Origin of the sequence: Streptomyces sp. NPDC002730, assembly GCF_042888805.1 — a bacterium.
Lineage (GTDB): Bacteria > Actinomycetota > Actinomycetes > Streptomycetales > Streptomycetaceae > Streptomyces.
In genome coordinates, this window is record NZ_JBIAQG010000017.1 from 1 (window position 1) to 12,196 (window position 12,196).

The 12,196-nt window shown below is 67.5% G+C and carries 10 protein-coding genes and 10 pseudogenes; 8 read left to right on the forward strand and 12 right to left on the reverse strand.

Annotation, left to right across the window (positions count from 1 at the left end):
• Positions 1-59: 59 nt before the first annotated feature.
• Positions 60-323: a hypothetical protein gene (locus ACFYXH_RS35400; protein ID WP_389571981.1), complete on the reverse strand. Its 264-nt coding sequence runs from the start codon at positions 321-323 to the stop codon at positions 60-62.
• 124 nt (positions 324-447) lie between these two features.
• On the opposite strand from ACFYXH_RS35400, the gene ACFYXH_RS35405 reads away from it, so the two are divergent.
• Positions 448-945 carry a hypothetical protein gene (locus tag ACFYXH_RS35405; RefSeq protein WP_389572520.1) on the forward strand — a complete coding sequence of 166 codons (498 nt, stop codon included), beginning with the start codon at positions 448-450 and terminating at the stop codon, positions 943-945.
• A gap of 46 nt (positions 946-991) precedes the next feature.
• Here the strand turns inward: ACFYXH_RS35405 and ACFYXH_RS35410 are convergent.
• Positions 992-1,111 (reverse strand): annotated as a pseudogene (locus tag ACFYXH_RS35410) (GlsB/YeaQ/YmgE family stress response membrane protein); the annotation flags it as partial.
• 152 nt (positions 1,112-1,263) lie between these two features.
• Here ACFYXH_RS35410 and ACFYXH_RS35415 point away from each other — a divergent pair.
• Both ACFYXH_RS35415 and ACFYXH_RS35420 read left to right on the forward strand, forming a co-directional pair.
• Positions 1,264-1,558 (forward strand): annotated as a pseudogene (locus ACFYXH_RS35415) (DUF3099 domain-containing protein); the annotation flags it as partial.
• A 745-nt stretch (positions 1,559-2,303) separates the two neighbouring features.
• Positions 2,304-2,498: pseudogene (locus ACFYXH_RS35420) on the forward strand (TldD/PmbA family protein); the annotation flags it as partial.
• 300 nt (positions 2,499-2,798) lie between these two features.
• Here the strand turns inward: ACFYXH_RS35420 and ACFYXH_RS35425 are convergent.
• A pseudogene (locus ACFYXH_RS35425) lies at positions 2,799-2,903 on the reverse strand (GTP 3',8-cyclase MoaA); the annotation flags it as partial.
• Between the two features lie 340 nt (positions 2,904-3,243).
• On the opposite strand from ACFYXH_RS35425, the gene ACFYXH_RS35430 reads away from it, so the two are divergent.
• From ACFYXH_RS35430 to ACFYXH_RS35440, 3 genes and pseudogenes are all read left to right on the forward strand, one after another.
• Complete coding sequence (locus ACFYXH_RS35430; RefSeq protein WP_389571984.1) at positions 3,244-3,960, forward strand: SMI1/KNR4 family protein; 717 nt, start codon at positions 3,244-3,246, stop codon at positions 3,958-3,960.
• 69 nt (positions 3,961-4,029) lie between these two features.
• Positions 4,030-4,479: a hypothetical protein gene (locus ACFYXH_RS35435; RefSeq protein ID WP_389571987.1), complete on the forward strand. Its 450-nt coding sequence runs from the start codon at positions 4,030-4,032 to the stop codon at positions 4,477-4,479.
• A pseudogene (locus tag ACFYXH_RS35440) lies at positions 4,436-5,008 on the forward strand (DNA polymerase III subunit alpha); the annotation flags it as partial. The gene ACFYXH_RS35435 and the pseudogene ACFYXH_RS35440, both read left to right, overlap by 44 nt.
• 4 nt (positions 5,009-5,012) lie before the next feature.
• Here ACFYXH_RS35440 and ACFYXH_RS35445 read toward each other — a convergent pair.
• The 5 genes and pseudogenes from ACFYXH_RS35445 to ACFYXH_RS35465 all read right to left on the reverse strand — a co-directional run.
• A pseudogene (locus ACFYXH_RS35445) lies at positions 5,013-5,333 on the reverse strand (DNA helicase); the annotation flags it as partial.
• Positions 5,334-5,342: 9 nt separating this feature from the next.
• Positions 5,343-5,663 carry a hypothetical protein gene (locus ACFYXH_RS35450; RefSeq protein ID WP_389571990.1) on the reverse strand — a complete coding sequence of 107 codons (321 nt, stop codon included), beginning with the start codon at positions 5,661-5,663 and terminating at the stop codon, positions 5,343-5,345.
• A gap of 371 nt (positions 5,664-6,034) precedes the next feature.
• On the reverse strand, positions 6,035-6,250 hold the full coding sequence (locus tag ACFYXH_RS35455; protein WP_389572522.1) for a hypothetical protein: 216 nt from the start codon (positions 6,248-6,250) through the stop codon (positions 6,035-6,037).
• 140 nt (positions 6,251-6,390) lie between these two features.
• Positions 6,391-6,726 (reverse strand): annotated as a pseudogene (locus tag ACFYXH_RS35460) (DUF6083 domain-containing protein); the annotation flags it as partial.
• Between the two features lie 159 nt (positions 6,727-6,885).
• Entirely contained in the window at positions 6,886-7,149 is a 264-nt protein-coding gene (locus tag ACFYXH_RS35465) for a helix-turn-helix transcriptional regulator (RefSeq protein WP_389571992.1), read from the reverse strand.
• A 542-nt stretch (positions 7,150-7,691) separates the two neighbouring features.
• On the opposite strand from ACFYXH_RS35465, the gene ACFYXH_RS35470 reads away from it, so the two are divergent.
• Positions 7,692-8,372: a hypothetical protein gene (locus tag ACFYXH_RS35470; RefSeq protein ID WP_389571995.1), complete on the forward strand. Its 681-nt coding sequence runs from the start codon at positions 7,692-7,694 to the stop codon at positions 8,370-8,372.
• Between the two features lie 581 nt (positions 8,373-8,953).
• Here the strand turns inward: ACFYXH_RS35470 and ACFYXH_RS35475 are convergent.
• The 4 genes and pseudogenes from ACFYXH_RS35475 to ACFYXH_RS35490 form a co-directional block, all read right to left on the reverse strand.
• Positions 8,954-9,655 carry a response regulator gene (locus ACFYXH_RS35475; protein ID WP_389571998.1) on the reverse strand — a complete coding sequence of 234 codons (702 nt, stop codon included), beginning with the start codon at positions 9,653-9,655 and terminating at the stop codon, positions 8,954-8,956.
• Positions 9,656-10,004: 349 nt separating this feature from the next.
• Positions 10,005-10,190 (reverse strand): annotated as a pseudogene (locus ACFYXH_RS35480) (hydrogenase formation protein HypD); the annotation flags it as partial.
• Positions 10,187-10,873 (reverse strand): CBS domain-containing protein, encoded by a 687-nt coding sequence (locus ACFYXH_RS35485; protein ID WP_389572492.1) that lies wholly within the window; start codon positions 10,871-10,873, stop codon positions 10,187-10,189. The pseudogene ACFYXH_RS35480 and the gene ACFYXH_RS35485, both read right to left, overlap by 4 nt.
• Positions 10,874-10,897: 24 nt before the next feature.
• Positions 10,898-11,649, reverse strand: a pseudogene (locus tag ACFYXH_RS35490) (4Fe-4S ferredoxin); the annotation flags it as partial.
• Between the two features lie 202 nt (positions 11,650-11,851).
• On the opposite strand from ACFYXH_RS35490, the pseudogene ACFYXH_RS35495 reads away from it, so the two are divergent.
• Positions 11,852-11,995 (forward strand): annotated as a pseudogene (locus ACFYXH_RS35495) (universal stress protein); the annotation flags it as partial.
• Positions 11,996-12,196: the final 201 nt, after the last annotated feature.

A 12,196-nucleotide genomic window follows, 5' to 3' on the forward strand; every position in this document is an offset into this window, starting at 1 on the left:
TACGAACGCAAAGCCGACCACTTCCTCGCCTTCACCAGCATCGCCTGCACCCTCATCTGCTACCGCAGACTCACCAAATGAGATGACGTCTTAGGTCCGTTGTCCAAGTGCAAAGCACGCGCGGCACTGTGCTCGTAGCGCAGCGCGCTGATGACCTTCTCGGCCGCGTCCGTCATCTCCGCCGGGCCCTCCAGCGTGATCAGCGCCTCGACCGCGGACAGTTCCCCGATCGCCTCCCGGGCCCGCCGCGCCGCCGATTCGAACTCTTCGTGCGCAAGGTCTGCCGACGGCCGCAGAGCGAAAACGAACCTGGCCGCGTCCATCGCCTGCTGCAAAAACCGCCGATACAGCTCGCGCTGGACCTCCCGTTGACCGGCTGCGCGACTGTCTGCCCTGTCCTACTGAGCTATGCGCAGCTGCTGAGCCACTTGTCGGCCAGCTGCTCGCATGGCGAACCAGCTGGAGGTGGCGGATGCCAGCAAGGTGAACCCGCCGGTGACCATGGCAACCGCGACCGTGTCATTCATGTTGGGGTCAACGCCGGGCTGTGCGGTTCCGTACCGGCGCCCTGATCGGCGAGCCCCGGAGTTGTCGTGTCGGGCTCAGACACAGCTTCTCACCGTCCAGGAGAACAATTCCTACACGGACACGGCTGGTCGCCAAGTCGGGCATCTGGACCGTGTTGACCTTGAAGAACAGGCCGAGCGCGTCAGGTCCTCGGGTCGCCCCAATCGCGCGGCAGCATCTTCTCGGTACGCCGTGGAGAGCGGTGAGGTGGTCGGCGATGTGAACAACTTCCGGTTCAAGGAGTCGCCCGTCGATCTGCTGGGCGCCCATGGCCCTGATCTCTGCGCCGAGCAGCCGCTGGCTGGTGCTGCGCCGCGGAAGGAAGAACCTGGCCGCGGTCGAGGTCACCGGCTGACCCGTCAGGTCATCGGCGGCTGACCGTGCCTGCTTGTGCTCCGCCCCGGGGTCCCGGGACGGAGCACGGGCCACCGCCGATGCTGAGAATGGTGGTCAGCCAGAGAGGGATGTGCTGCTTCCCGGGCAGGATCGCCTTGGCGATCAGGCCCAGCACAAGTCCCACGATGATCGCCCACAACCAGCCCACGGCTCCCTCCTCGTACGGCTCTCTATCCACGTGAGCAGTTACGCCGTCAGTCTCGGCCCGTCCGCCGTACGGCGGACGCCGGCGCCATACGCGGTACGGCCGGGGACTCCTCTCCTCGTAGGCGTCGCAGTGGCGGCGTACGGTGGAACGCGATGCGGAAGCACGGACACGCGGAGGTCTTCCGGATCACCGGCGCCCGGCAGCGACTCGCCGACGATGTGCGCGGCCGGCAGCGCCGCTATGTGATCTCGATGTCAGTACGGACCCTGTCGGTGATCCTCGCCGCCACCCTGTGGAACGTGGAACGCCATGTGGCCATCGTGGCTCTGGTGCTCGGTCTGGTGCTGCCCTATGTCGCCGTAGTGATCGCCAACGCGGGCCGGGAGAACGCTCCCTCGCTGCCGCCGACGTTTGTGCCCGCGCCGTCCCGGCCGATGATCGCTCCGGTACCCGAGCAGCCTGCCGACCAGCCCCCGCCGGACTCGCCGACCGAGTCCACCACCGGGTCCGCCGCGGAATCCGGACGGCGGCCGACGCCTTCGCGAAGGACGTCCCGAAGCGGGAGCAGAGCTGATCCTTGGGCTCTCAATGCTCAGGAAAAGCTCAGATCAATCATGATGTTCCGGTGCACTGCTCTCCGTTCCCCTTGGCATACTTTGTGTGCGCTCCGCATCCCCGTCGGAGCGACGGAAACGCCGGGCAGCTCCCTCTGTGGCTGTCCAGCGTCGCACTGGGAGGGAGTTGTGCGTATGGCTGATCACGAGACGAAGCGGGGCCGGCGGTGGACCGGCTTTGAACGATGGCAGGTCGGGATCGCGCTGATGGGGTTGTTCGTGGCGATCGTCGGCTGTGCGGGCCAGCTTGTGCAGTAGCTGCCCGTGATTCGCGCGGGGGTCCGGACGTTTTGGCCGCTCACAATGTGAGCCCGGCCGATGCGTAGACGGCCGGGCTCACTGACTGCATCGCGAGGGCCTGACCCGGTGGCACCCGGGTTGGGCCCTTCGTCGTGGGTCATCCCACCCCACATCGACAGGAGGAACGTTACCGGCTTCTACGCCCTCACGGCGGTGCTAACCGTCCCTCAGCTGCCACTTTCGTTTTGAGCATGCGGATCGCTCTAGAAGCGGCCGGTGCGGTCGAAACTCTCGCGTGGACAAAGCCGCCCCCTGCAGGGGCGACGTCAGCGGAAGAGGCGTTAGCCGGATGGCCGGGCCATGTGCCGGTGCAGCGGATGGCGAGCCTGTCGCTGCAGCGGGCTCCCGACGGTCTGGCGACGGAGGACCTGATCGGCGGCGTGGAGCGCAGGATCTATGTGGTCGGTGACCGGTCGTGGTCGATCGACATGCAGCGGTACAACTTCCAGTTCACCTGGCAGTGGTTCTTCCGCCCGGGAGATCAGGCAGGGATCCCGTAGAGCGGGAACTGTCCGCCGGCGGCGGGCAGCGGGCTCAAGGCGGGCATGAGCTCCCGTTGAAGGGCAGGTGAAGACCTATCGACTCCTCCAAGTCCGGGCAACCAGCGGCATCTGCTCGATGGGACGAAGCTCGTAGTCGTTTGCTACCCCCCATGCCGGTAGCGGTCGCAGAAGGTGCAGAACGTGCGGGTGACAGGGTGCGCAGTACTCCCCGACCCGACCAGTACGCGCTGCGGCAACGGCTCTCCCCCCGGGTGAGGCGGACCTCGGGCGATCATCGCTGAGCCGATCACGCTTCGGGGGCCACTGCAGGCTCTCATCGGGCATGCAGTACGTGCACCGCAGATTGCATCGGTCGGTCAGCAAAACACGCACCATATGGAGACGAACGCCGCATTCGGAGTGCTGCGCCGCCAGCTTGCTTCTATCTGGATCACGAGTGAGAGCAGATCACAACTTGGCTCAAAAATGGCAGCCACTGATGCCGGGATCTTCGTCCCTCTGAACGCCTGAACCGATCGAGCCCAACTCCAGTCACTTCAGCACCAAACGAGACGACCTCTAAGTCCGGGCAACTTGGGCGGATGAGCTGCGATGCCCGGAGTTGGGTGAGACAGCTTGCTTGGCACCTGTCTTTGGAAATCCGGGCATCTGCATCAGCCGTGAGCCTGGTAGCCGGGCAGCCAGTCTTGTCAGACCCGCCGTCTATCGTCTGCCCATGACGTCGATAAATCTTGTTCTGTTTGATCAGGCATGGGCCCGGTTCGAGTCGTGGCTGGCCGCCCAGTCGCCAGCGGATCACGCCGCACTTCGACCGCCGGCAACGGCTGCTGAGATCGCTGAGCTGGAGAAGCAGCTGGGCTTCGCCCTTCATCCTGAGCTCAGGGGGCTGGAGCGGCGGAACGGTGTTATCGAGCCCGAGCCGAACAGAGGACCCGAGCCAGGAGTTTTCCCGGCTGGCAACATTCTGCCGCTGGGCCATCGGCTCGGCTCGACCGCTGAGATGGCATCGATGCACAAGATTCTCGTGGACGTCGGCGAGGACAACACCGAGGTCGAGCTGTGGGATGAAGAAGACCTCGCTGGTCATCTGCATCTCTGTGTGCCGTTCGCGCTGCCCAACGACGGAGGTGTCGCGTTCGTCGACCACCGGCCTGGGCCCACGTACGGGCACGTGTATGAGATGGGCATTGGCTCCGGCGATCTGGAAGGCACCCTCTGGGGCTCAAGCCTGACCGAGTTCGTCCGCGCTGTGACGGATGCTCTGGAGACGGGCACCCCGTTCAAGTACTACCTTCGAGCACTCTTCCGGCAGGACCTGCATCGAATGGGAGATCCGTTCGTAGATCACATCGCTGGCGCGGTCTTGGTCGTTGCCGAGGAGTGTGGCGATGCCTTCGGGGTTGCCGAGTCGGTACTCGATCTCCGCGGCTGAAGTCTTGACGGACTTCGTGAGCCAGATGCGGCTCGTGCCGCGAAGAGGGCTCTCGGTAGGAAAGCGCTGGTGGAACTCGGCGATGCTGTCCGCGGAGACGTAGAAGTCATCGCTCATCGTCAGTTTCCTCCAGCGGGGAGACGTGAACATGTGGATCAGCGCGACGCGTTCGGGGAACCCGGCTGCTGTGAGCCAGGGTGCCTTGATGTCCGGCTCGGCTTCTCGCCCCTTGCCTCGGGCCAGGTCGTGAAGGAGTTCGGCCCGGTGGACGAGCCGGTAGTGGCGGTGGGCAAGGCCGGCCCAGAGTTTCGCGGTGACTTCCTCGCAGATGTCGATGAGGGTCGGGCCATGGTGTCGGCGAAGGCGCCAGCACTGCTGCTGGGCTCGAACGACATCGGGGGTGCGGGACAGATCGAGCTGCTGTTCGGGCGCATGGACGTGCTGACCGACCCAGAGTTTGTGGCGGATGTTCCAGCGTCTGGAGGGGGAGCTCGCCGTCATCGCCGAGCTTCGGTATGACACCTACTTCCTGACTGTCGCCCAAGTCGTGGCCGACGTCCGGGAGATGGGCATCCGCATCGCTGCCCGCGGCTCGGGAGCGGGCAGCATGGTCAATCACGCGTTGATGATCGCCACCGCGAATCCGCTCGATCACCGGCTGCTGTTCGAGCGGTTCCTGTCGGTGCGCCGCGCCTCGCTGCCGGACATCGACATCGACGTGGAGTCTGCCCGGCGTCTCGAGGTCTACGACAAGATCATTGACCGGTTCGGGCTGGAGCGGGTCGCCGTCACCGGCGTGCCGGAGACCTACCGGGCCCGGCACGCCCTGCGCGACACGGGCCTCGCCCTCGGCATCCCGCCCGCGGACGTGGACCGGATCGCCAAATCGTTCCCGCACATCCGCGCCTGCGACATCACCGCCGCGCTCGCCGAACTGCCCGAGCTGAAGCAGCTCGCCGCCCAGGCGGGCCCGTACCGGCTGCTGTTCGAGCTCGCCGAGGGCCTCGACGCCCTGCCACGCGGGATCGCGATGCACCCCTGTGGCGTGACGCGGGCCGGGTGATGCCGAGGGCATGGCCGGTTCTCCAGGCAGGCTGGCGGGGGCCGTTGAGTCGACTTGCATAGCGGTGGCCGAGTGCTGCGTACGCGGTCGCATGGGCCGTCTTGCACATCACCGTACGGGGGAAGCGTGTGGCGGCGTCACGAGCGATGTCCTTGTTGAAGGCGAGGTAACGACCGCGTCGTTTGGTGCTGGCGGCGAGCATCGCGAGGGTGGTGGTCTTGCCGGTACCGGCTCCCGCTTGCAGGACGAGGTGGTGTCCTGCTCGGAAGGTGTCGGCGGCTTGGACCTGTTCGTCGGTCGGGGTGGGCACAAAGGCTCCTCAGGAAGGGGTGGGGGAGGACTTGCCGCTTTGCAGGCGGTTGTGATGGCTGAGGAGAGTGCTCGTTGCGCAGAGCAGCAGTTCTTCCGGGGTGTGCTGGGCCAGCAGCCCTTCCATCTGGGTCATCAGGCGTCGGGCGCGCTCTTCTTTGTGTAGGGCGACGGCATCGGTCACGGTTTGGCTCAGGAAGTCCTGGGGCCGTTGGCTGCGGGCTGCCGCAGCGTGGCGGATGGCAGTGCGGGCGGTGTGACTGAGAGCGAAGTTCAGCAGGACACAGCCCTGTCGGTCCGGGTAATGGGTGGTCAGGACGTCGATGGGCAACAGAGCATCGAGTCGATGTCGAAGTACTCGCAGCGCGCGCCCTGGAGTCTTGGCGCGCTGCAGGGCCAGCAGCCGGGTACGCTCGGTGTTGGCGCCCAGAGGCACGGCACGACGTGCAATACGCAGCTCTCAGCCGGTGGCAGGTCGGGTCAGGGCGATCTCAATCGCGTGGTGCGCGGTCACGGCTGTGTCGCCTTCCGGTTCCGGTCGGCAGGTCCCTGACGTCGGGTGAGTGTCGGGAGCCGGGTGTGGATGTGCTCGTGGTGGATGAGCGGGTCGAAGGGCTCCCACTCGGCCACCACCGCGTCGGCGGCGGCGGGAATGGCGGCATGTTCGGGGCAGCGTTGGGCCCTCCAGCGCAGTTGCTCGGCCTAGGACAGACCGGTGAGCGCGTAGACGGCCATGACCGCGCCGGGCAAAGGTAGCTGGCCGTGCGTCGCGGTGGTGGGCGCGAGAATCCAGACGCCTGCCCGGGTGTCAGGTGTGAGCACCGGACTTGTGCAGCGGTGACGGCGTCGGGTCTGGGCCACGCACTGGATCTCGTCCACTGGGCGGTTGGCGAGGTAGCGGACGTACAGGAGTTGCACGACAGGGCGGGCCGGTCGACAGACAGTCGCCGACAAGGCTTCGGTATTCGGCTTGATGGACGGGGGAACGAATGCGCCGTGTCGATCAGGCGGCGGGTGTTGACCGCCAGAGCGCGGCGCAGTCCTGCCAACTCGGGGATGGTCGGAAGGCCGTCGCGGGCAGGGCACAGCATGGCGTGCGGCAGGCGGCACCAGCCGCTGCCGTCGCCCGCGGGATGGGCGACACCGGAGCTGACGTGCCAGTGGCAAGTAGCGGGCACGTTCCCGGCGGGCAGCTCGTGTGGATGCAGGTGGATGAGCCGCTCGTTGGTGCGGTGGTACCACTCGATTCGGTTGCCGCAATCCCGGCAGCGGTCACTCTGACCGCACCGCAGCAGTCGACTGGCGCCGTCGGCATTTACACGAAGGTAACGCCTCGCGCGGACATGGATGAGGCTGCCATCCCAACGACGCGGAGAAGGGGGTGTGGAACGCATGCGGGCGAACCTGCCAGCCAACACGCCGTTCAATCGGCGCCACTACCGCAGGTGTCCCCCGGACGGCCGCATCTGATGAGACTGGTTATCGATCGTGCGATCACGCGTTCGTGCCGAGTCGCCGATTCGGGTGGTTGGCACTTGCCGTCCTGAGGGCTGTCAGTTGTCGGGCTTTTCCGGGGGTTGGTGTCCGTTGCGCAAGGTGGCGAAGAGTTCGTCGAGCGGGGTGCTCAGGGCGTGTGCGAGGGCGTGCCAGGTCTTCAGAGTCCCGATCGTGCGGCCCTGTTCAATCTCGATAAGAGTCCGTCTGGCGAGGCCGCTACGGGCGGCGAGCTCGTCGTAGCTCCATCCTTGGGCCGCCCGCAGGCGCGCGAGCTCCAGGCGGAGTGCCTCGAAGTCCGGATCGGGCGGAAAGATCGTCACCTGACCATCCGACGGGGCAGACCCCTGCCCTGTCAGTGCAGACCTCTGCCCTATTTCCCCAGGTGGCAGCGCGGACGAGAGGGCAGAGGTCTGCACTACCGTGTGCTGGCCGTCGCTCTTTCTTGAGCGGACAACGGCGCGGAACAGGATTTGGGAGGAGGCGCGCGCCCTATGAGGCTCCGCACAACATGCCCAGCAGTGCGGCGTGCCTGGACTGTGGAGCTGCGGCCCGGCTCCGGCGGACCGCAGCTAGTGTGTCAGCAGTGCGACCACCGGGGCGTGCTGCCGCATCCGCGCGCTCCGTAGCGCTGGAGCATCTGGCTGGGCACGCCCGGCGAGACGTTCTGCCGTCGCACATGCGCACCTGTCAGTGCCATGAACGAGGCTGCCACTGGCACCCCCGTCACCGCGGCTGCGCCGGCCCTATCCGTCTGCTTCTCGCGCGCGAGCGGGGTGGACGGCTCTGGCGGCTTGCCGATGCGTGCACGGCCTGTGCGTCGATGACGGCGCAGGCCGCCGTGGTTCCGGAAACCCTCCTGCGCGTGGCCGCGACCTCGTCTGCCAGCGACTGTCGCCGCCGCAAGCGACTGCCCAAAGGACCGGGCGACCAGATTCGGGTGCGGGAGATGCTCAGCTACCTGGCCGCAGCCTTGCCGAGCCACACCGGGGCTGCGGCCCGCCTGCTCGCTGTGCAGTGCGCACTGCGTATGGACTCCAAGGGGCAGGTCCGGTTGCCGGCCGGGGTCCTGCGAAGTCTTCGCCTCAGCCGCGATCCGGCCCCGTGGAGTGAGCTGGAGCAGGCAAGGTGGCTTTGTAGAACGCCGACTTCCCTGGACGTTGCCGTCAGGGTGGTGGTCGCCCAGATCCTCGACGGCGGGTTGTTTGCTCAGCGACCCGCTCGTCCGGACCGCAGGAGTGCTGCTGACTGGGCGCTGCGTGCGGCAAGGGACGGCTGTGTGGGCGCCGGCGACCCGCCCCTGCGACTGTTCGCCCTCTGCCTAGCGGCACACGCGGAATCCTCGGCCGGTCGCGGGTGCGCCGAGATGGACCGGATCGCACGTGAGTGTGGGCTCGCTCCCGCGGCTCTGTTCCCTGTGCTCGACCAGTTGGCGGCGTTCGGCCCCCTCGCCTCATGGAACGTGGCCCTTGCCTCGGGAGACCTGTACTGGGCGCTGCTGCCGAAGGGTGATCAGCGACACTCGGCCGATCTGGCGGCGACGTGAATCCCGAGGGCTGGCGCGACCGACCTGAGACTCGATCGTTACGGAAAGTGTCGTTCATGCTGCAAACCGTTGCTCGTCCGTCCTCCTTGAGCCGCTGAATGACGGCGGCGTGGTGCGCGCCATGGGGGCGTTTTCCTCCAACTGCTCCGCCCGCTTGGGGAGGTGACGGGAAGGCACCTGTTTCGGCCGCGGCGGTGGCGTTCTGTTTGATGCTTATCGATCTGACCAGCGAGAACTTCGGCACGATCGGAGAGTGGCCGGCGGCGCACTTCTGGGCTGACGGCGATCTTGGACGAAGACGGAGGGAATGAGGGTCGAGGAGCTGGAGGAGGCGAAGCAACAGCTAGCAGCAACAGCAGTTGACCGCGTTCCTGCGCCGCACCACCGTGGAACTGTCGATCGAGGTGGAGAACCTCCGCCGTGAGAAGGAGGACGCCGCCGATGCCACGGTGGTGCACATGCCCAGGCCGCAGGTTCGTGACCACGGATCCAGGGACCTGAGTCACGCCCAGTGCCCGGGACGGTCACGGCATCCGCACACCAATCCGACCCCGGCTGGCGGCCCATACGCTTTCGGCGTTTCAGCGGGACGGGTGGCCTGGGGCCTCGTGCTGCTCCAGTTGGGTCGCCAGGACCGCGGCCTGGACGCGGCGGTGAACGCCCAGCTTGGCCAGCAGGCGGGAGATGTGGTTCTTCACCGTCTTCTCGGACAGATACAGCCGCTTGCCGATCTGCCGGTTGGTGAGCCCCTCTCCGATCAAGGCGAGAATGTCCCGCTCACGCGGGGACAGGCCCGCCAGCGCGGGCGGCACGGCCTCGGAGCTGTTCGGCTCCACCCGCAGGCTGCTCATCAGCCGGGCCGTCGTCGCGGGATCGAGCATGGACTGGCCCGAAGCAACCGTGCGCACCGCCGACACCAGGTCGGAGCCCTTGATCTGTTTGAGCACATACCCGGAGGCGCCAGCCATGATCGCGTCGAGCAGGGCATCCTCCTCGTCGAACGAAGTCAGCATCAGACAGGCCAACTCCGGCATACGACTGCGTAGTTCGCGGCAAACCCCGATACCGTCGCCGTCGGGCAGGCGCACGTCGAGCACGGCCACGTGCGGGCGCAGCGCCGGACCGCGCGCCAGCGCCTGTTCGACGCTGCCCGCGTCACCGACCACGGTGATGTCCGGCTCGGCGTCGAGGAGATCTGTCAGCCCACGGCGTACGACCTCATGGTCGTCGACGAGGAACACTCGTACCGGATCCTCCGCCGTGAATGTCGGTGCCTCGGTCATGACGAGCCCCTCGGTTGTGATCTCTCCCGCACTGCGACTGCAACGATCATTGCCCTACCCGGGCAGGAGTACTAGGGCCGACCGGCCCTAGTTGAGCCTGTGAGAGGCCCCGGTCAGCCCGCCTGCCACGGACCAGCGGCCCCTCGCGTCGGCGGCCGCCGTCTGAGGCCTGAGCCCCCGAGCAGGCCCTCCTTACGCAGCCCTGGCATGGCGTTGATGGGCACCTGCCTTGGGCAGGGTCGTCTACACACCCATGGACGCCGTACGTCTGGCCGCCGAATTCCCGGACCGCGAGGTCGTCTTCCTCGCCGTGTGCGTCACCCCCGTTGGTGACCCTGGACCGGGCCCGGCAGGCGGGTCCGTGCACCATCCGGATGCCGGCGGGCAGCAGTTCGTCGGTGCCCTGGCGGACGAGGGTGTGGGTCCGCCCGCCGCACACCTCCATGATCTGCCAGGGCGCGGTCGCGGTCCCGTGCAGCTCGTCCAGCAGCTGCCGGGCGAGAGCCGGATCGCGGCACCCGTCGAGGTACTTCATGACGAAGCCTGTGCGCCCTCGGCCGCGTCGGGGTGCCGGTGCGGGCTCGTCAGGTCGAACTCCACATCCACCACGCCCTCGACGGCCTGCACCAGGCGGGCTGCGACGGGAACGAGGGCGGTGTCGCGGATGCGTCCCGTGAGGGTCACCACGCCTTCCTCCACCTTCACCCGGACTGGTTCCGGCTGCGAGGGGAACAGGAGGCCCACCACGTCCTTGCGGACCTCTTCTGCGATGTCCTTGTCGTCCCGCAGGAAGACCTTCAACAGGTCTGCGCGGCTGACGATGCCCTCGAGCACACCTATGTCGTTGACGACAGGCAGTCGCTTGACCTTGCGCTGCGCCATGACCCGTGCAGCCTGTGGGAGGGGCGCGCTCGGGTGGGTGGTGACGGCAGGGGCGGACATCAGCTCCTCGGCCGTCACTGCTCCGGCCTTGGCGAGATCGGGCAGCCGCCTCAGCTGGGTGTAGCGGTCCGCGTCGCGCTCCCGGAACTCCTCCTTGGGCAGCAGGTCGGCCTCGGACACGATGCCGATCACCCGGCCCTCGCCTTCCAGGACCGGAACGGCGCTGACCTTCCACCGCTCCATGGTCTGCACGATTTCCTTGAACGTCGCCTGGCGGCTGACGGCGACGACAGCGTGGGTCATCACATCTCTCACGATGTACGGGGTGCCGTGCATGGTGCCCTCCTGGTCCGGTCGGTCACTCGCGCTCATGAGCGCCCGTAGGTCGACGGGCGGCAGGGACCGGTACATCCGGTCTGCGGCTCCGGCGACGGCGGCGCGTGCGTCGGCCTCGGTTCCGGGGCGGCGGGCCGGTGCGGCGCGAGCGGTGCCGCACCTTCCTCACTCCCGGTGCGTACGAGGAAACGGCCGGCACCGTCCACGATCTCGGTGAGCGCCAGATCGAAGCCCGCGTCGGCTGCGGGCCCGGAGCCCATGGACGTGCAGAAGCATGTGGCCCCGGGCTCGGTGCATTCGGCGGCAATCAGCAGCGCGCCCGTCCGTCGCCCCGCGTACCCGTCGTCGCGGTACCGGCCGCCGGCCAGTACCCGGTCCTGGATCGCGATGGCCCGCAGATCGCAGGGCCGTACGCCCAGAAATGCATACGGGCTCGGAGGTGGTTCCTCGGCCCGTACCGTCAGCTCACCGTCGGGTCCACGGTCCGCGCTCCACAGCTTCTCCCGCTGCGGGTGGAGGAACGTCTTCCACGACTGGGGCTCCGCGCTGTGCGCGAAGGCTGACCCGTCGTCGCGGGGGCGCAGCCGGTAGTGACCGGTCTCCAGCTCGACGCCCCACCCGAAGGGCAGCTCGTCGGCGGAGGCCAGCTCGGCGAGGACGACCGCTCCGTCCCGGGCCGTGGGTCCGACGACAGTGCGCCCCTGGGACACGAGCAGCCTGACGAGCGCGTCGAGTCCGGTCCTGTCGAGTACGGCGACTGCCGCTGTGTCATCCATGTCGTCCCCTTGGACGTGACTACGAGGCTCACACCCTCAGCGTCCGGCAGCCGCCGCACCGCCACTACGGGCCGCCCGGCCCTTGGCCTGGGTCGTTCGGCCCTCAACAGGGAAACCTCGACACCCTGTGTCGCACCCCGCGTCGGTATGTGATGGAAGGGAGATACGAGTCCCACAGTTGAGCGGGACGGAGTTGCGGATGATGCTTCGACCGGTCGTCGTGGGAATCGACGGATCCCCCGAGAGCCTGGCCGCTGCCCACTGGGCGGCAAGGGAAGCCCTTCTGCGCGGGCGGCCCCTGCGTCTTGTGCACGCCTGGGAAGGAATGGCGGGTGACGGCGCGACCCTGCCGGAGCTTCAAGTCCCACGGGACAGGGCGCGCCTCACTCTGCGCCAAGCGCTGGACCGGCTTATCGAGTGCCACCCCCACCCCCACATCAGCGGGGACGTGATCGCGCGGCCCGCGTCCGCCGGGCTGCCGGCCAGTGCGGCCACGGTCGATGTGTCGAGAGCGGGCACGGACACGATGGCCTCCCTTCATGCGGAT

What these genes read in the sequence shown, in the direction of transcription:
- ACFYXH_RS35400 (WP_389571981.1), bottom strand. Translation starts at nt 323, where the DNA reads ATGGACGCGGCCAGGTTCGTTTTCGCTCTGCGGCCGTCGGCAGACCTT.
- ACFYXH_RS35405 (WP_389572520.1), top strand. Translation starts at nt 448, where the DNA reads ATGGCGAACCAGCTGGAGGTGGCGGATGCCAGCAAGGTGAACCCGCCG.
- ACFYXH_RS35430 (WP_389571984.1), top strand. Translation starts at nt 3,244, where the DNA reads ATGACGTCGATAAATCTTGTTCTGTTTGATCAGGCATGGGCCCGGTTC.
- ACFYXH_RS35475 (WP_389571998.1), bottom strand. Translation starts at nt 9,655, where the DNA reads ATGACCGAGGCACCGACATTCACGGCGGAGGATCCGGTACGAGTGTTC.
- ACFYXH_RS35485 (WP_389572492.1), bottom strand. Translation starts at nt 10,873, where the DNA reads ATGCACGGCACCCCGTACATCGTGAGAGATGTGATGACCCACGCTGTC.